The 17,730-nt window shown below is 73.7% G+C and carries 17 protein-coding genes; 8 read left to right on the top strand and 9 right to left on the bottom strand.

The features are described 5' to 3' along the window. Positions 1-47: 47 nt before the first annotated feature. The 7 genes from LPU61_RS22055 to rhaI form a co-directional block, all read right to left on the bottom strand. Complete coding sequence (locus LPU61_RS22055; protein WP_043969475.1) at positions 48-428, bottom strand: VOC family protein; 381 nt, start codon at positions 426-428, stop codon at positions 48-50. A gap of 98 nt (positions 429-526) precedes the next feature. Continuing rightward, positions 527-1,144 carry an LUD domain-containing protein gene (locus LPU61_RS22050; protein WP_229405958.1) on the bottom strand — a complete coding sequence of 206 codons (618 nt, stop codon included), beginning with the start codon at positions 1,142-1,144 and terminating at the stop codon, positions 527-529. Further along, positions 1,141-2,571, bottom strand: coding sequence for a lactate utilization protein B (locus LPU61_RS22045; protein WP_229405957.1), 1,431 nt, complete (start codon positions 2,569-2,571; stop codon positions 1,141-1,143). Before LPU61_RS22045 ends, LPU61_RS22050 begins: the two co-directional genes overlap by 4 nt. After that, the gene (locus LPU61_RS22040; RefSeq protein WP_229405955.1) at positions 2,568-3,347 is read right to left on the bottom strand and encodes a (Fe-S)-binding protein; all 780 of its coding nucleotides are present in this window, start codon (positions 3,345-3,347) and stop codon (positions 2,568-2,570) included. The genes LPU61_RS22045 and LPU61_RS22040 overlap by 4 nt, the downstream gene beginning before the upstream one ends. Further along, the gene (locus LPU61_RS22035) at positions 3,326-4,783 is read right to left on the bottom strand and encodes a rhamnulokinase family protein (RefSeq protein ID WP_229405954.1); all 1,458 of its coding nucleotides are present in this window, start codon (positions 4,781-4,783) and stop codon (positions 3,326-3,328) included. Before LPU61_RS22035 ends, LPU61_RS22040 begins: the two co-directional genes overlap by 22 nt. After that, positions 4,780-6,813, bottom strand: coding sequence for a bifunctional aldolase/short-chain dehydrogenase (locus LPU61_RS22030; RefSeq protein WP_229405953.1), 2,034 nt, complete (start codon positions 6,811-6,813; stop codon positions 4,780-4,782). Before LPU61_RS22030 ends, LPU61_RS22035 begins: the two co-directional genes overlap by 4 nt. Before the next feature lie 36 nt (positions 6,814-6,849). Further along, complete coding sequence (rhaI, locus tag LPU61_RS22025; RefSeq protein ID WP_229405952.1) at positions 6,850-8,028, bottom strand: L-rhamnose isomerase; 1,179 nt, start codon at positions 8,026-8,028, stop codon at positions 6,850-6,852. Between the two features lie 500 nt (positions 8,029-8,528). On the opposite strand from rhaI, the gene LPU61_RS22020 reads away from it, so the two are divergent. From LPU61_RS22020 to LPU61_RS22000, 5 genes are all read left to right on the top strand, one after another. Then, positions 8,529-8,933 (top strand): ester cyclase, encoded by a 405-nt coding sequence (locus tag LPU61_RS22020; RefSeq protein WP_229405951.1) that lies wholly within the window; start codon positions 8,529-8,531, stop codon positions 8,931-8,933. Between the two features lie 209 nt (positions 8,934-9,142). Beyond that, positions 9,143-9,904 (top strand): SDR family oxidoreductase, encoded by a 762-nt coding sequence (locus tag LPU61_RS22015; protein ID WP_043968402.1) that lies wholly within the window; start codon positions 9,143-9,145, stop codon positions 9,902-9,904. A 110-nt stretch (positions 9,905-10,014) separates the two neighbouring features. Beyond that, entirely contained in the window at positions 10,015-10,539 is a 525-nt protein-coding gene (locus LPU61_RS22010) for a sigma-70 family RNA polymerase sigma factor (protein ID WP_043968401.1), read from the top strand. 125 nt (positions 10,540-10,664) lie between these two features. Next, positions 10,665-11,573, top strand: a complete 909-nt coding sequence (locus LPU61_RS22005; protein WP_043968400.1) for an AraC family transcriptional regulator — start codon at positions 10,665-10,667, stop codon at positions 11,571-11,573. Between the two features lie 139 nt (positions 11,574-11,712). Then, positions 11,713-14,478: an AAA family ATPase gene (locus LPU61_RS22000; protein WP_229405950.1), complete on the top strand. Its 2,766-nt coding sequence runs from the start codon at positions 11,713-11,715 to the stop codon at positions 14,476-14,478. On the opposite strand, the gene LPU61_RS21995 is transcribed toward LPU61_RS22000, so the two are convergent. Continuing rightward, positions 14,414-15,016: a ferritin-like domain-containing protein gene (locus tag LPU61_RS21995; protein WP_144420422.1), complete on the bottom strand. Its 603-nt coding sequence runs from the start codon at positions 15,014-15,016 to the stop codon at positions 14,414-14,416. The genes LPU61_RS22000 and LPU61_RS21995 overlap by 65 nt on opposite strands. A gap of 297 nt (positions 15,017-15,313) precedes the next feature. Here LPU61_RS21995 and LPU61_RS21990 point away from each other — a divergent pair, with 297 nt between their 5' ends. The 3 genes from LPU61_RS21990 to LPU61_RS21980 are packed head-to-tail and all read left to right on the top strand — an operon-like array spanning position 15,314 to position 17,301. Then, a complete protein-coding gene (locus LPU61_RS21990) occupies positions 15,314-15,619 on the top strand; it encodes a putative quinol monooxygenase (protein WP_229405949.1) in 306 nt (101 codons plus the stop codon). Between the two features lie 51 nt (positions 15,620-15,670). Beyond that, positions 15,671-16,675 (top strand): alpha/beta hydrolase, encoded by a 1,005-nt coding sequence (locus LPU61_RS21985; RefSeq protein WP_043968393.1) that lies wholly within the window; start codon positions 15,671-15,673, stop codon positions 16,673-16,675. Continuing rightward, positions 16,672-17,301, top strand: coding sequence for a class I SAM-dependent methyltransferase (locus tag LPU61_RS21980; RefSeq protein ID WP_043968391.1), 630 nt, complete (start codon positions 16,672-16,674; stop codon positions 17,299-17,301). Before LPU61_RS21985 ends, LPU61_RS21980 begins: the two co-directional genes overlap by 4 nt. 97 nt (positions 17,302-17,398) lie before the next feature. Here LPU61_RS21980 and LPU61_RS21975 read toward each other — a convergent pair whose 3' ends face one another. Beyond that, positions 17,399-17,719 (bottom strand): hypothetical protein, encoded by a 321-nt coding sequence (locus tag LPU61_RS21975; protein WP_229405948.1) that lies wholly within the window; start codon positions 17,717-17,719, stop codon positions 17,399-17,401. Between the last annotated feature and the right edge of the window lie 11 nt (positions 17,720-17,730).

The following is a 17,730-nucleotide window of genomic DNA, read 5'->3' as shown; positions in this document are numbered from 1 at the left end:
GGCCTTGGGCGCCGCCCGGGCGGGGGCGCGCCCCGCCCCGCCCACCCTCAGAGCGGCTTGAGGCGGGCCTTGAGCAGGCAGAACTCGTTGCCCTCGGGATCGGCGAGGACGTGCCAGGACTCCTCGCCGGTCTGGCCGACGTCGGCCCGGCGCGCCCCGAGCGCGAGCAGTCGTTCGAGCTCGGCGTCCTGGTCGCGGTCGGTGGCGTTGACGTCGATGTGCAGCCGGGGCTTCGCCCGCTCCGGCTCGTCGGTGGGGGCGAGGATGATCGTCGGCTGCGGGCCGCCGAACCCCTCGCGCGGCCCGATCTCGATGCTGCCGTCGCCCTCGCGGTCGAGCACCACGTAGTCCAGCACCTCGCACCAGAACCGCGCCAGCACCTCGGGGTCGCGGCAACTGAGCACGAGTTCGCTGATCCGACAGGCCATCGACGCCACCTAACAGTGAGGGGAACAAGCATCGCGCTCCCGACGGCGGGAACACGCCGGAGACCGTACCGGGCGGGGTGGGCCGACGCGACGGGTTTTCAGCCCTCGCCGGGCTCGCCGGTGAGGACCACGTGCAGGTTGCGGGGCCCGTGGACGCCCTCGACCCGGTCGAGTTCGATGTCGCTGGTGGCCGACGGCCCGCTGATCCAGGTCAGGGGGCGGCGCGGGTCGAGGCGGGCGAGGGCGTCCGGCACGGTGGCGACGACCTGGTCGGCCCGCAGCACGCACACGTGCACGTCGGGCAGCAGGGTGACGACCCGGCGGCCCTGGTCCGGGGCCCCGTCGAGCACGATGGTGCCGGTCTCGGCGACGGCCACGGCCGCCGCGGTGACCACGCCGTCGACCGCGGCGATCCGCGCGGCGTCGAGGCCGTCGTCGGTCACGGCGGTGACTCCGGGCGGCAGCCAGTGCGGGGGCAGCCCGGGCGGCACCACGACCCGCCGGCCGCCGAGCACCTCGTCGACGACCCGGGCGACGTCGGCGTCCGCGCACCGGTGCACGGTCGCCCGGTAGTCGGTGAGCCGGTCCGCGAGCACGTCCAGGTCGGCGGCCACGGCGCCGGCGGGACGGTAGTCCCGGGGCACCTCGGCCGGCGGGGGCGCGGGTGCGGCCAGCGCGGCCCGCAGGCGGCCGAGGATCAGGTCGCGGGCGGTCACCGGTCGGCCCACCACTGGCGGAAGGTCTGCGGCGGCGGCTCCGGCAGGTCGCGGCTGGCCGTCCAGCCCGACAGCGGCGGGGGCAGGCCGCGCCCGCGCGGGCCGGCGAGCCGGCTCAGCTTCGCGCCGCGCTGCGCGGCCGCATACAGCGCGGGGTGGTCCATCGTGTACGCGGCGGCGGCCATCGCCGCCGCCTCGCCCCTCGGGTGCGGCGCTTGGCCGCGCAGGTGGACGAGGATCGACGGGATGTCGATCATCACCGGGCAGGCGTCGTAGCAGGCGCCGCAGAGCGACGACGCGTACGGCAGGGAGGCGTTGTCGGCGACGCCGGTGAGCTGCGGGGAGAGCACCGCGCCGATGGGCCCCGGGTAGACCGACCCGTAGGCGTGCCCGCCGGTGCGCTCGTAGACGGGGCAGACGTTGAGGCAGGCCGAGCAGCGGATGCAGTGCAGCGCCTCCCGGCCGACCGGGTCGGCGAGCACGGCGCTGCGGCCGTTGTCGAGCAGCACCAGGTGGAACGCCTGCGGGCCGTCGCCGGGGGTGACGCCGGTCCACATCGAGGTGTACGGGTTCATCCGCTCCCCCGTCGACGCCCGGGGCAGCAGTTGCAGGAAGACCTCCAGGTCGCGCCAGGTGGGCACGACCTTCTCGATGCCCATAACGGTGATCAGGGTCTCCGGCAGGGTGAGGCACATCCGCCCGTTGCCCTCGGACTCGACGACGGCGAGGGTGCCGGTCTCGGCGACGGCGAAGTTCGCCCCGGACACGGCGACCCGGGTGCTCAGGAACGTCTCGCGCAGGTGCCGGCGCGCGGCGGCGGCCAGGGCCGCCGGCTCGTCGGTGAGCGCCGGGTCCACCCCGGGCATGGTGCGCAGGAAGATCTCCCGGATCTCGGCGCGGTTGCGGTGGATCGCCGGCACCAGGATGTGGCTGGGCCGGTCGTCGCCGAGCTGCACGATCAGCTCCGCGAGGTCGGTCTCGACCGGCTCGATGCCGGCGGCTTCCAGGGCCTCGTTGAGGCCGATCTCCTGGGTGGCCATCGACTTGACCTTCATCACCCGGTCGGTGCCGGCCGCCCGGACCAGGTCGGTGACGATCCGGTTGGCCTCGACCGCGTCGGCGGCCCAGTGCACCGTCCCGCCGGCCCGACCGACCGCCGCCTCCAGCTGCTGCAGCAGCTCGGGCAGGCGGGCCATGGTGTCCGTCTTGATCGCCCGGGCGGCGGCCCGCAGCTGCGGCCAGTCGGGCACCTCGCCGATCACGGCCGCCGACCTGGCGCGGATGGTGCTGGTGGCGTGGCCCACGTTGCGGCGCAGCTGGGCGTCACCCAACGCCCGCCGGGCGGCCACCGGGAACGGCTCGTCGCCGCGCAGGTGCCCGACGCCGGGCGGGGCGGTGGCGGGCATGCCGAGGAAGGTCTCGGTCATCGCGCACCTCCGGTGGCCGGCGTCGCGACCGCCCCGCCGGCCGGGTTCGCCTCGGTGCTGGCCAGGATCTCGGCCAGGTGCACGGTGCGCACGCCGGCGCGCAGCCGGGACAGCCCGCCGCCGATGTGCATGAGGCAGGAGGCGTCGCCGGCGGTGCACACGTCGGCCCCGGTGGCCAGCACGTGGCGCATCTTGTCGGCGAGCATCGCCGTCGACGTGTCGGGGTTCTTCACCGCGAAGGTGCCGCCGAAGCCGCAGCACTGCTCCGCCTGCGGCAGCTCCACCAGCTCCAGCCCGCGTACGGCGCGCAGCAGGCTCAGCGGCCGGTCGCCCACCCGCAGCATCCGCAGCGAGTGGCACGTCGGGTGGTACGTCACCCGGTGCGGGTAGTAGGCCCCGACGTCGGTGACCCCGGCCACGTCGACGAGGAACTCGGACAGCTCGTACGTGCGCGCGGCGACCTCCTCGGCCCGGCCGGCGAGCCGCTCGTCGCCCGCCCGCCGGGCCACCGTGGCGTGCTGGTGCCGCACCGATCCCACGCACGACCCGGAGGGCGCCACCACCACGTCGTACGGGGCGAAGACGCGCACGTGCCGGCGGACCAGCCGCAGCGCGTCGTCCGGGTAGCCGGTGTTGACGTGCATCTGCCCGCAGCACGTCTGGTCCTCGGGGAAGACGACCTCGTGCCCGAGGCGCTCCAGCAGCCGCACCGTCGCCACCGCCGCCTGCGGGAACAGGGTGTCGGCCAGGCAGGTCACGAACAACGCGACGCGCATCCTCCACCACCCATCCGCTCCTGCGCGGCCCGCCAGGCCGCCTGGTCGCCCCTCGGCTCGTACCGGACGAGGCGCTGCGTCGCACGCAGCAGGCCCCGCAGCGCGGACAGGTCGCCACCGACCGCGCCGGCCGCCCGGGCCTGCACGAGAATGTTACCCAGCGCGGTGGCCTCGACCGGCCCCGCGACCACCGGCAGCCCGCAGGCGTCGGCGGTCAACTGGCAGAGCAGCTCGTTGCGGGCACCCCCGCCGACCACGTGCACGACGTCGACCGACCGGCCGGACAGCTCCTGGGCCTGGCGCACGGCCCGCCGGTGGGCCAGCGCCAGGCTGTCCAGGACGCAGCGGACCGTGGCCGCCGGGGTGTCCGGCACCGGCTCGCCGGCGCGCCGGCAGGCGTCGGCGATCCGCGCCGGCATGTCGCCGGGCGGCAGGAACACCGGGTCGTCGGGGTCCACCACGGACCGGAACGCCGGCTGTTCGGCCGCCTGGCGCAGCAGGGCGGACAGGTCGACGTCGCCCCAGGTGCGCACCGACTCCTGCAGCAGCCACAGGCCCATCACGTTGCGCAGGTAGCGGACGGTGCCGTCGACACCGGCCTCGTTGGTGAAGTTGGCCCGCCGGCTCGCCTCGGTGAGCACCGGGGCGTCGAGTTCGACGCCGACCAGCGACCAGGTGCCGCAGGAGACGTAGGCGAACCCCTCGCCGGCCGCGGGCACGCCGACGACGGCGGACGCGGTGTCGTGGGAGCCGACCGCCACCACCTCGGGGGTGCCGGGCAGCCCCAGGTCGGGCCGGACCGGGCCGATCCGGGTGCCCGGCGGGTGCAGCGGCGGCAGCAGTCCGGCGGGAACCCCCGCCTCGGCCATCAGGTCGGTGGCCCAGGCCCGGCGGCGCAGGTCGTACAGCTGGGTGGTCGAGGCGTTGGTGACCTCCGCGCCGAGGCGGCCGGTGAGCCAGTAGGTGATCAGGTCCGGGATCAGCAGGAGCCGGTCGGCGGTGGCCAGCTGCGGCGTGCCGGCCGCCGCGACCAGCTGGTAGAGGGTGTTGAACGGCAGCCGCTGCAACCCTGTGGTGGCGTACAGCCGCTCCCGGCCCAGGTGCTCCTCGACCCGCTCGGCGACCCCGTCGGTGCGCGCGTCGCGGTAGTGCACGGGGTTGCCCAGCAGCGCGCCGGTGGCGTCGAGCAGCCCGTAGTCCACGGCCCAGGAGTCGACGCCGACGCTCGTCACCGGGCCGGCGGCGCGCAGCCCGGCGACGACCCCCTGCCACAGGCGGAGGATGTCCCAGTGCAGGGTGCCGCCGACGCGGACGGGCACGTTGGGGAACCGGTGCGCCTCGGTGAGCGCCACCCGCCCCGGGCCGACGCGGCCGACCATGACCCGGCCGCTGGACGCGCCGAGGTCGACCGCGGCGACATCGACGACGGCGCTCACCGGAGGAAGGCCGCCGCGACGCCGGCGTCGACCGGGACGTGCAGGCCCGTCGTGTGGGACAGCTCGCCGCCGGTGAGCACGAAGACGGCGTTGGCGACGTGCTCGGGCAGCACCTCCCGCTTGAGCAGGGTGCGCTGGGCGTAGTACTCGCCCAGCCGCTCCTCGGGCACCCCGTAGACGGCGGCCCGCTTCGCGCCCCAGCCGCCGGCGAAGATGCCGGAGCCGCGCACCACCCCGTCGGGGTTGATGCCGTTGACCCGGATGCCGTGGCCCCCGAGTTCGGCGGCGAGCAGCCGGACCTGGTGCGCCTGGTCGGCCTTGGCCGCGCCGTAGGCGACGTTGTTGGGGCCGGCGAACAGGGAGTTCTTGCTGGAGATGTAGACGATGTCGCCGCCCATGCCCTGGTCGACGAGCACCCGGGCGGCCTCGCGCGAGACCAGGAAGGAGCCCTTGGCCATCACGTCGTGCTGGATGTCCCAGTCCGCCTCGGTGGTGTCCAGCAGCGACTTCGACAGCGACAGCCCGGCGTTGTTGACCACGAGGTCCAGGCCGCCGTAGGCGAGCACCGCCGCAGCGACCGCGTCGGCCACGGCCCCGGCGTCGGTGACGTCGACCGGCACGGCCACCGCGACGTCGGCGCCGCCCAGCTCACGGGCCACGGTCTCGGCGGCGGCGGTGTCGCGGTCGGCGACGACCACGCAGGCGCCCTCGGCGGCGAGGCGGTGGGCGATGGCCCGGCCGATGCCGGAGCCGGCCCCGGTGACCAGCGCGATCCGGGTGGCGAGGGGCTTCGGCTTCGGCATCCGGGCGAGCTTGGCCTCCTCCAGGGCCCAGTACTCGATGCGGAACTTCTCCGCCTCGTCGATCGGGGCGTACGTCGACACGGACTCGGCACCGCGCATGACGTTGATGGCGTTGACGTAGAACTCGCCGGCGACCCGGGCGGTCTGCTTGTTGGGGCCGTAGCTGAACATGCCGACGCCGGGGACGAGGACGATCGCCGGGTCGGCCCCGCGCATCGGCGGGCTGTCCGGGCTCGCGTGCCGCTCGTAGTAGGCGCGGTAGTCGTCGCGGTAGGCCGCGTGCAGCTCCTTCAGCCGGGCGACGGTCTCCTCCAGCGACGCCGACGGCGGCAGGTCCAGCACCATCGGGCGGACCTTGGTGCGCAGGAAGTGGTCGGGGCAGGAGGTGCCCAGCGCCGCCAGGGCGGGGTGCCGCTGCCGGGCGACGAAGTCGAGCACGACGTCGCTGTCGGTGAAGTGGCCGACCTGCGGGCGGTCGGTCGACGCCAGGCCGCGCAGGACCGGCGCGAGCGCGGCGGCGCGGGCCCGCCGCTGCGCGGGCGGCAGCGGCTCGTGCCCGGCGATCACCGGGCCGAACGGCTCGGGTCGGCCGTGCCGGTCGAGGTACGCCTGCGCCGTGCGGATGATCTCCAAAGAGTGGCGTTCGCACTCCTCGCTGGTGGCCCCCCACGCGGTGATGCCGTGCCCGCCGAGAACGACCCCGATCGCCTGCGGGTTGGCCCTGGCCACGGCGGCGATGTCGAGGCCGAGCTGGAACCCGGGCCGCCGCCACGGCACCCACAGCACCCGGTCGCCGAAGATCTCCTTGGTGAGCGCGGGCCCGTCGGCGGCGGTGGCGAGGGCGATGCCGGCGTCGGGGTGCAGGTGGTCGACGTGCGCGGCGTCGACCAGCCCGTGCATGGCCGTGTCGATCGACGGTGCCGCCCCGCCCCGCCCGTGCAGGCAGTAGTCGAACGCGGCGACCATCTCGTCCTCCCGGTCGACGCCGGGGTAGACGTCGGCCAGTGCGCGCAGCCGGTCGAGCCGCAGCACCGCCAGCCCGGCCTCGGTCAGGGTGCCGAGGTCACCGCCGGAGCCCTTGACCCACAGCAGCTCGACGGGCCCGCCGGTCACCGGGTCGGTCGCCTCGCCCTTGGCCGAGGTGTTGCCACCGGCGTAGTTGGTCGTGGTCGGGTCGGCACCGAGCCGGTTGCTGCGGGCCACCAGTGCCTGAACCTCGGAGTGCATTCCTTGTTTCCCCTGTCTGCGTTTCTCGGCCGGCGCTCAGGCGTCCCAGCCGGCCTGCTGTCCGCCGACGCGTTCGGCGCGGATCTTGTCGAAGTAGCCGGAGCGGGCGTACGCGCCCATCGGGTCGGGGTCCAGGCCCGCGTCCGCGCGCAGTTCGGCGAGCAGGGGCCGCACGTCGGTGTGGTAGGCGTCCATCAGCACCGCGTTGGCGGCGAGCACATCACCGGCCTGCTGGGCGGCGGCGAGCGCGTCGGCATCGACGAGCAGGGCCTTCGCGGTGGCCTCCTGCACGTTCATCACCGACCGGATGACCGCCGGGATCTTCGGCTCGATGTTGTGACACTGATCGAGCATGAACGCGACGCCAGCCTCCGGACGCAGGGCATCGGCCAGCACGATCTCGTGCATGATCCGGAACAACTGGAACGGATCCGCCGCACCCACCATCAGATCGTCGTCGGCGTAGAACCGCGAGTTGAAGTCGAAACCACCCAACTTCCCGGCCCGCAACAGAACCGCCACGATGAACTCGATGTTCGTCCCCGGCGCATGATGCCCGGTATCGATCACCACCTGCGCCCGCGGCCCGAGCTGGAGGCAGTGCGCATACGCCGTGCCCCAGTCCGGCACATCCGTGGCATAGAACGCCGGCTCGAACAACTTGTACTCCAACAACATCCGCTGGTCGCCGCCCAGCCGGCCGTACGTCTCCCGCAACGCCTCCGCGAGACGGTCCTGCCGGGCGCGCAGGTCGTCCTGCCCGGGATAGTTGATGCCGTCGGAGAACCACAGCTTCAGATCCCGCGAACCGGTGGCGTCCATGACATCGACGCACTCCAGCAGGTGCGCGACCGCCTTGCGGCGCACCGCCGGGTCGGGGTTGGTGACCGAACCGAGCCGGTAGTCGTCGTCCTGGAAGACGTTGGCGTTGATCGCACCGAGGGCCACGCCCTGCTCCTTGGCATGGCGGGCCAGATCCGCGTAGTCGTCGACCCGGTCCCAGGGGATGTGCAGTGCGACGGAGGGGGCGACGCCGGTGAACCGATGCACGGTGGCCGCGTCGGCGATCTTCTCGTACGGGTCGCGCGGCACGCCCTCCTGGGCGAACACCTTGAACCGCGTACCGGAATTGCCGAACGCCCAGGACGCCGTCTCGATGCGCTGGGCGCGCAGGGCCTGCTCAAGCCGGTCGCGGGTCGCTCCGGTCTGGGTCATGGTGCTTCTCCCGTCCGGGCGGCGAGCTGCGCCCCGGGTTGGTCCAGCCGCCGTACGGCACGTCCGACTGCCTCGCGACGCACCTGAATCGTTTCATGCGCGTCCCGAGATAGGACCGTAGGGTGCGCGCCAGCGAACGTCAAGAGGTTCAAGCGCTTTCCCGACGTCATACGGCCGGCTGGCCCACGCCGCGGTGCCGGCCCTCGCGATCCGATCGTGTCAGCACAATTCCGACAGCAGACCCTTGCACCCCATAAAACGTTTTAGGCCGACGATCTCCAGCACCTCCGCGCGGACCTTCAGGTGTCCGGGGGTCGGGGTGGCGGCGCGGAGGCCCCAGGTCCGCCACCGCGAGGGGGCGGGCCACCGCGCGGTCCTCCCGAAACGCAGTCGAATGACAGAGGCCCCACGACGCCCGCCGCACCAGACTGACCGGCGAGCCGTCGCGGCGGGCTCCGCCCCGGCTCCGCACATCCCGATCCCCACCTGAGAGGACCCCCATGTCCGAGGAGAACAAGCGGATCGTCCGCGACTACTTCCGGGAACTGGACCGCGGCCGGACGACCCCGCTGCACCTGTGCACCGACGACTACCGCTTCCACCCTGCCGGGCTGCCGTCCATGGACCGGCAGGGGGTAAAGGAGTTCGGCGACGCGTTCTTCGCCGGCATGCCCGATCTGCGGCACCCCCTCGACGAGTTGATCGCGGACGGCGACCACGTGGCGCTGCGCTGTCGATACGAAGGCACCCACCACGGGGAACTGCTGGGTGTGCCCGCAAGCGGGCGGCGGGTGTCGGCGGTCGGCATCGGCGTCATGCGAATCGAGGCGGGCAGGATCGCGGAGTTCTGGGTCTCTCCGGACCGGTTGACCATCATGCAGCAGATCGGTGCCCTGCCGGCGTAGTCAGGCAACCGGCCCACGACGGGGTCCTGCCGACCATCCGGCCCGACCATGGCCGCCGCCCGCAGGAGCCGGACAGACAGGACCGCCGTCGCGTAGGTCACCGGCTCCCGTGACGGCCCCGGCGGGAAGTCGAATGACCGATGTGAGGCACCAGTTCGCCGAACAGGATTGGTTCGACAATCAGCCGAACGGGCGACAGGAGCCTTGCCATGCAGACAGTTCTCATCACCGGCGCCTCATCCGGATACGGGCGGGAAACCGCACGGCACTTCCTCGAGCAGGGGTGGAACGTCATCGCCACGATGCGGACGCCGCGCGCGGACGTCCTGCCCGAGTCGGACCGGCTCCGCGTCCTCGAACTCGACGTGACCAGGCCCGACACCATCACCGCCGCGTTCGCCGCGGCGGGGCCCGTCGACGTCCTGGTCAACAACGCCGGCGTCGGGCTGATCGGCGTGTTCGAGGGCACGCCCATGGCCCGGGTACGGGAGATCTTCGAGACCAACACCTTCGGGGTGATGGCCACCACCCAGGCGGTGCTGCCCCAGTTCCGCGAGCGCGGCTGCGGGGTCGTGGTCAACGTGACCTCCAGCGTGGTGCTCGGCCACATGCCGCTCTCGGCGGTCTACAAGGCCAGCAAGATGGCCATCGAGGGCTTCACCGCGTCCCTCGCCCTGGAGCTCGCCGAGTTCGGCGTGCGGGCGAAGACCGTCGAGCCGGGCGCCTGCCTGACGACGAACTTCGCCGCCGGGGCCACGAGTCACGCCGACCTCACCGGGTCGCTGGACGGGCTGGTCCCGGCGCCCTACGAGCCCTTCGCGAAGAAGGCCCTCGGCGGCTTCGTCAACCAGGACCTGTTCACCAGGGAGAGCGACGTCGCCGAGGCGGTGTGGCGGGCCGTCCACGACACCACCGGCCAGTTGCGGTTCCCTGCCGGCCCCGACGCCGTCTGGCTCGACCAGGCGAGGTGATCCAGCCGGACCGCGCGGTGAGGCGCGGTCCGGGCGGTCCGGCCCTGCGGCGTCCGGGGTCGGACCGCGTGCACCACGAAGACGCGCCGCCTCAGCGATAGGACCACCCTGTGAGCTGCCTGGCCAGTGAGCACGACACCGACACCCGCATCCGTGAGCTGCTCGCCGCGCACGGCACACCGCTGGCCCGGTTCGTTCGGGGGCTGACCATGGGCAACCGGCACACCGCCGAGGACGTGGTGCAGGAGACCCTGATCCGGGCGTGGCGCCACCTCGACTCGCTGCCGCCGGACAGCGGGGGCAGCAGCCGGCGCTGGCTGTTCACCGTCGCCCGGCGGCTGGTCATCGACGAGGCGCGGCGGCGGCAGGCTCGCCCGGTCGAGGTCGCCGCCCAGGCGGACCAGGAGTATGGCGTGACCGGCGACGAGACGGCCGGCACGGCGATCGCGAGCCAGGCGCTACGCCAGGCGGTCGCTCGGCTCAGCGCAGACCACCGCCGGGTGTTGCACGAGGTCTACTTCCGTGACCGGACAGTCGATGAGATCGCCGCCGAACTGGGCATTCCGGTCGGCACCGTGCGCTCCCGTGTCTACTACGCGCTGCGGGCCCTCCGTGCCGCGATGGGAGAGGGCTGACGGGGGCAGGGGCTGCCACACTCCCCCGGGTGCGTACCCGGCTCTGCCGTCGCCGGCGGTCCCGGCTGGCCGGCGGCGGGTGAGCCCGGAACCCGGATCGTGGTCACGGTGGTTCAATTGCGGCCATGCCGCTCGACGAGTTGCGCACCCTGCTGGACCGGCACGCCCGCCCCGACCTGAGCACCGGCATCGCCGACGTGCGCATCTTCCGCGCCGATCGGCCCAACCCGCCGACGCCGACCACCTACGGCAAGGTGCTGGCCCTCGTCGCGCAGGGCACGAAACGGTTCGCACTGGGCGACCGCGTGTACGAGTACCAGGCCGGCGACTATCTCGTCGCCTCGGTCGACCTGCCGGTGACCGCGCACTTCGCCCGGGCCAGCCCGGAGGAGCCGGCGCTCGGCTTCGGCCTGACCCTCCAGCCGGCCGCCGTCGCCGAGGTGCTGCTGCAGGCGGACCCCGCGGGCCTGCCGGCAGCCGGCCCCGGCGCACCGGCCGGCCTGGCCGTCAGCAGGGCCCCCGTCGAGCTGCTCGACGCCGCCGTCCGCCTGCTGCGCCTGCTCGACCAGCCCCGCGACATCCCCATGATCGCGCCCCTGATCAAGCGGGAGATCATCTGGCGGCTGCTCACCGGCGAGCAGGGCGGCGTCCTGCGCCAGTTCGGCCTGCCCGACAGCAGCCTCAGCCACATCGCCCGGGCCGTCCAGTGGATCCGCGACAACTACGCGCAGCCCTTCCGCGTCGAGGACGTGGCGCAACAGGCAGGCATGAGCGTCTCCGCGTTCCACCGCAACTTCCAGGCCGTCACCTCGATGAGCCCGATCCAGTACCAGAAGCAGATCCGCCTGCAACGCGCCCGGCTGCTGCTCGCCGCCAACCCCGGCGACATCGCCGGGGTCAGCCGCCGCGTCGGCTACGAGAGCCCCGCCCAGTTCAGCCGCGAGTACCGCCGGCAGTTCGGGGGCCCGCCCCGCCAGGACGCGGCCCGCCTGCACACTGGCACCGCCGCGCGGGTCGCGCCCCGCGACAGTTGACCGGAACTCGCGTTCTCTTGCCCGATCCTGCCCGCCTGCCCGACGAACGGCCGGACGACGGATCACCGCCGGTAGCCTGCCCGGGCAGAGGGTCGAGGTCGGCCGGGCCGACGGACAACGACGGGCGCGTGAGGTACGGGTGGCCGGTAGCGAACTGTTCGGACGCCACGACGACCTGGCTCAGCTCGCCGAGTTCCTCGACGGGGTGCGCCGTGGCGGCGGCACGCGACTGATCTGCGGCGAGCCGGGGGTCGGCAAGTCCGCCCTGATGACCGCCGCGACGGAACTCGCCCTCGCCGACGGTATGCGCGCGCTGCGGGCGTCCGGGTCGGAGTTCGAGGCCGACGTCAGCTACTCCGGCCTGCACCAGCTGCTGCTGCCCGTGCACGCAGCCCTCGACCGCCTCCCACCCGGTCCGCGCGAGGCCCTGTCGGTGGCGCTCGGCTTCGGTGTCGGCACGCCACCGGACGTCCTCCTGGTCTGCAACGCCGCCCTGCTGCTCGTCACCGAACTCACGGCCGACGGGCCGGTCGTGCTGGTGGTCGACGACGTGCACTGGATCGACCGCGCGAGCGCCGTCGTCCTCGGCTTCGTCGCCCGGCGGCTGGCGGGTCGCCGGGCCGGGTTGTTGGCGTCGACCAGGACGGGATCGGTGAGCTTCCTCGACCTGCGAGGGCTGTCCGAGCACGTCGTCGGGCCGCTCGACGACGGGGCCGCGGGGCGGCTGGTCGACGCCTGCCACCCGCAGCTGCCGGCGCGGGTACGTCGCCGCCTGCTCGACCTCGCCCAGGGCAACCCCCTCGCGCTGATGGAGCTGCCCGCCGCGCTGCTGGGTTCCGTGCGGCGCACGGGGACGCAACCCGAAGTGGTCCCCCTCAGCGACCGGCTACAGGCGATCTTCGCAGCCCGGTTGACGGGGCTGCCCGAGGCGACTCGGCGGGTGCTGCTGCTGGCCACCTTCGAGGGCACCGGCGACGTCCGGGTGCTCCGCGCCGCGCTGCCCGACCAGTCCAGCCTGGCCGACCTGGCCCCCGCGGAGCGGGCGCAGCTCGTCCGGGTGGACGACGCCACGGCCCGGATCGCGTTCCGGCATCCGCTGATCCGCTCGGCGATCGTGGCCATGTCCACCCACGAGGAGCGCCGCACCGCGCACGTCGCCCTCGCCGGAGCCCTGGTCGACGACGAGGAACGCCGCGCGTGGCACCTCGCGGCGGCCTCCGTCGGCCCGGACGAGGCGGTGGCGGAACTCCTGGAAGAGGCGGCGCACCGGGTGATGGGGCGCGGGGACGGGTTCGCGGCGGTGGCGGCCCTGGTCCGCGCCGCCGAGCTGAGCACCACGAGCGCCGGCCGGGGACGGCGGCTCGCCCAGGCCGCGTACATCGGCGCCGAGGCCAGCGGCACCATCGACGACGCGAAGACTTGGCTGACCGACGCGCGTCGGGCGGCTCCCGACTCGGCTGGTTCGCTGCACGCGGGCAACGCGACCGCCTTCCTCATGATCAACGGGGACGGCGACGTGAACACCGCCCACCGGCTGCTGGTGGGTGCCATCGAGACCGGCGACCACGGCTACCGGGCCGACGACCCCGCGCTCGTCGAGGCCATGCACACCCTGCTGCTGCTGTGCTGGTACGGCAGCACGCCGGAGTACTGGGAACCGTTCTTCGCGATGCTGCGCCGGATCCGGCCCCGGCCGCCGGACGTGCTCGCGCTGGCGAGCGACAGCTTCGCCGACCCGGTGCGCACCGGGAAGGCCGCGCTGGGTCGGATCGACGCGGTGCTCCGCACGCTGACCGAGAACGAGGACCCCACCCGCATCATGCGGATCGGCACGGCCTCGGTGTACCTCGATCGTCTCGGCGACTCGCGGGAGGCATCCTGGCGGCTGGTCGAGCACGGGCGCAACGGCGGGGCGCCCCGCCGGCACCTCGGGGCCCTGATGCACCTGTGCCTCGACGACTTCCTGACCGGCCGGTGGGACGAGGCCGAGGAACTCGCCGCCGAGGGTCAGCGGGTCTGCGACACCACCGGCTTCTCGTTCTTCGCGTGGTACTTCCGGTACAACCGGGCGATCCTCGCCGCCGGCCGGGGACGGTTCGACGAGGCGTACGCGCTCGCCGACGAGATCACCCACTGGGCGCTGCCCCGGGGGGTGGCCGCCGCCGCGCTGTTCGCGCAGCATCCCCGGGCGCTCGCCGCCTTGGGGCAGGGTGACTACGACGCCGCCTTCGGGCACGCCGCCGCGATGTGCCCGCCCGGTGTGCTCGCCTCCCACGTGCCGCACTGCACCTGGGTCATGTTCGACCTGGTCGAGGCGGCCGTACGCACCGGGCGCACGGCCGAGGCGCGGGCACACGTCCAGGCGATGCGGGACGCGGACGTGGCTGGATTGTCGTCCCGGATGGCCCTGCTCCAGGCCGGCGCGGAGGCCCTCGTCCTCGACGACGACGAGTCAGTGGCCGGCCTGGAGGTCCTGCTGGCCGACGCCGCGACCCGACGGTGGCTGTTCGACAGCGCCCGGGTGCGGTTGGCCCTCGGGGAGCGGCTGCGGCGGACCCGGTCGTCGGCGGATGCGCGGCGGCACCTGCTCGCCGCACGGGACGGGTTCGCCGCCATGGCGGCCGAGCCCTGGCTCGCCCGGGTGGAGGGGGAACTGCGCGCCTGCGGCTACCGACCGGTCCCTCGCCAGCGGGGTGGCCTGACCGCGCTGACCGCGCAGGAACTCCAGATCGCGGAGCTGGCGGCGAGCGGCATGACGAACAAGCAGATCGCCGAGCGCCTGTTCCTGTCCCACCGGACCGTCGGCGCCCACCTGTACCGGATCTTCCCCAAGCTGGGCGTCACGTCGCGGGCCGCGCTCCGGGACGCTCTGTCGTCGCCTGCTGCTGAGCAGACTGTGCGCTGAGCTCGTCGGCCTGCGTCTCCTTCGCCTCAAGCAGCCGCTCCAGGAGCCGGCGGGTGGTGGGGTCGTCGTCGCCGATCCAGCGCACCGCCTCCTGCAACGTCTGGACGAGAATTCGCGCCCCGACGAGGTTCTGCGTCACGATACCGACGACGTCACCGTCGGGAAACGCCCGGAAGGCGACCCGCGACCGGACGCTCAGGTGCTGTGGGTCGTAGTCGCCGACGCACCCGAGTTGCCGGATCCGGGTCGCGACCAGCCGCGCGTCGCCACGGTCGCGGTCGGCCCCGGCGAACAGAAGCTCCGCGAGCAGACGGGCCGACGGGGCGCGGACGCCCAGCGCGTGCTGCTCGTACTGCAACGAGGACACGACCAGGCTCGCCAGCAGCACGTTGAGCAGGCGCGTGATCGCCGTCAGGTCGGCCCGGTTCGACGGCGTGACCGGCCCGTCGTCGAGGTCGAACAGGGCGCGGTCGCGGACCTCGCGCATCCGCAGCACGGTGGGCGGCGATGCGCGGTGTTCCCGTCCTGGTGGCGTCACGCCGTCGATCGTGCGGCGCGGCTCCCGGCCCGCGCATCTGTCGAATGACCTAACCAACGGGCTGAGGCATCGACGCCGGGCGGCCCTCGCGGCTTCGGACCGGATCGCGTGACCCCTCGCACCCAGGGGCGGGGCCCGCCGTGCGCGGCACCACCGGCTAGGTCATCCACGGTCGGCGACCCACATTTCGGAAGTCGGATGACAGATGAAGGCCGACCGGCTGGCACCGAGAGTGGAGCCCAGCAGGCAATACCGTCGCCGCCGACCTCCGGTGGCAGCCGCCGAGGAGAGTGCCCGATGAGCATCAGCTACGGATTCCACGCCACCATGACCGCCCAGCCCGGCAAGGGCGACGAACTCGTCGACTTCCTGCTCGCCTCGCCGTCGCTGGCGAACGAGGACTGCGTCGTCTTCCTGATCGGCCGGTCCGCCACCGCCTCCGACATCGTCCACGTCACCGAGGGCTGGACGACCGAGGAGGCGCACCACCGGTTCTTCGCCACCGCCGAGGCACAGGCCCTGGTGGCGCAACTCCAGCCGCTGATCGTCGGCGAGCCGGCGTACCTCGACGAGGTGCCGGTCGGCGGCAAGGCCGCCATCTGAAACCCGCCCGCCCGTCTGTCCGTCCACATCGAACACGACAGGAAACCCCTCATGGCACTGACACGTCCCCCCTTCGACCCCGAGCTGCGCGCGCTCCTGGCCGACATGCCGCTCGTACCCGAGCTCAACCGCGAGGTGCTCCCGCAGATCCGGCAGTTCTCGACACTGCCGGTGGAGCCGCTGCTCGAAGGCCGGGCGATCGACCGGCGCGAGGTCGACATCGCCGGCCCGGACGGCACGGACATCCCGCTGTCCGTCTTCCGCCCCGCCGGCCCGGAACACACCGCCCCGGCCCCCTGCGTCTACTGGATGCACGGCGGCGGAATGGTGATGGGTGACCGCTTCTCCCAGCTCGACATCCCCCTGGAATGGCTCGACCGGTTCGGCGCCGTCGTGGTCTCCGTGGACTACCGGCTGGCCCCCGAAGCCACCGGCACCAGCCTGGTCGACGACTGCTACCACGGCCTGCTGTGGGTGGCCGAGCACGCCGACGAGCTGGGCGTCGACCCGGGCCTGATCGTCGTCGCCGGGATCAGCGCCGGCGGCGGCCTCACCGCCGGGATCGCCCTGCTGGCCCGCGATCGCGGCGGCCCGCCGCTCGCCGCCCAGGTGCTCATCTGCCCCATGCTCGATCATCACAACGACACCACCTCCAGCCGCCAGTACGCCGGCGAGCCCGGGGTGTGGACGCGCGAGATGAACGAGTTCGGCTGGCGGTCGGTGCTCGGCGACCTGGCCGACGACGCCGTGCCCGGTCACGTCTCCCCCGCGACGGCCGACGACCTGTCCGGCCTGCCGGACGCCTACGTCGATGCCGGCACCGCCGAGGTGTTCCGCGACGAGGCCGTCGCGTACGCCACCCGCATCTGGGCCGACGGCGGCCAGGCCGAGCTGCACGTCTGGGCGGGCGGCTTCCACGGGTTCGACGCCCTGTACCCGCAGGCGCGGATCTCGGCCCAGGCCCGCCGCGCCCGCACCGACTGGCTCGCCCGGGTCCTGGACCCCGCCGCCGGGCCGGCCCGGCCGCAGCTCTCCGGGCAGCGAGCCGGGCGATGAACGACAACCACCGGGTGGCGTTCCTGCGCGAGTTCCTGCGTGACCCGTTCACCGTCGCCGCGGTCGCCCCCAGCGGTGGGCCGCTGGCCGATCTCGTCACCGCGCCCGTGCCCGGCGTCGGCGAGCCGCTGGTGGTCGAACTCGGCCCCGGCACCGGGGCGTTCACGGCTGCCATCCAGCGTCGGCTCGCCGGCCGGGGCCGCCACCTCGCGGTCGAGGTCAACGAGCGGTTCGCCGGCCTGCTGGCCGCCCGGCACCCACGGCTCGACGTCGCCGTGGCCGACGCACGCGACCTCGGCGACGTGTTGGCGCAGCGGGGCCACGGCCGGGCGGACGTGATCGTGAGCGGGCTGCCGTGGGCGGCGTTCGCCGGGGGCCAGCAGGACGAGCTTCTACACGCCGTCACCGACGCGCTCACCCCGGACGGGGCCTTCACCACGTTCGGCTACACGATCGCCCGCTGGGCCCCGGCAGCCCGACGACTGCGGCGGGCGCTGGGCGACCGGTTCGAGGAGGTCGTGACCGGCCGCACGGTGTGGGCCAACCTACCGCCGGCCTTCGTGTACTTCTGCCGGCGGCCCCGGGCCACCGCGCGGCCACGCACGCTGGTGTCCCTGGCCCGCTGAGAACGGAACCCCGAGACGGGTTGGCCATGGGGAGCAGCGGACGTGTCCGGCGCGGGGTGGTCGCCAGGGGGCGGTGGCCATACCCCCCGGGAACGGCTCAGAACGCCCGGAAGGAGTGGTACTCGCCGGCCGGGAAGGTCCGCAGGGTGCCCAGGCCCACCGCCGCGCCCGCGCAGTCGGCGCTGCGGAACGCGAGGACCTGCTCCACACCGCCGGCGGCGGCCAGGGAGTCGGCGCCCGCCGGGAACGCCGTGCAGGCGCCGTCGGGCTCGGCGACGTGCAGCACCGGGGTGGCGAACGTGCCCTGGTAGAAGGTAAGGCCCGCAGCCGGCGCTGCGTGCGCCGGCAGCGCCATCGCGGCGGTGGCCCCCGCAGCGAGGGCCAGGCCGATGACGGTACGAATGATCCGCTTCCTCATGCTGCTGCCTC

Source organism: Micromonospora sp. NBRC 110038 (genome assembly GCF_020884815.1).
Classification (GTDB): domain Bacteria; phylum Actinomycetota; class Actinomycetes; order Mycobacteriales; family Micromonosporaceae; genus Micromonospora; species Micromonospora haikouensis.
This window is presented reverse-complemented; position numbering and strand designations above follow the sequence as displayed.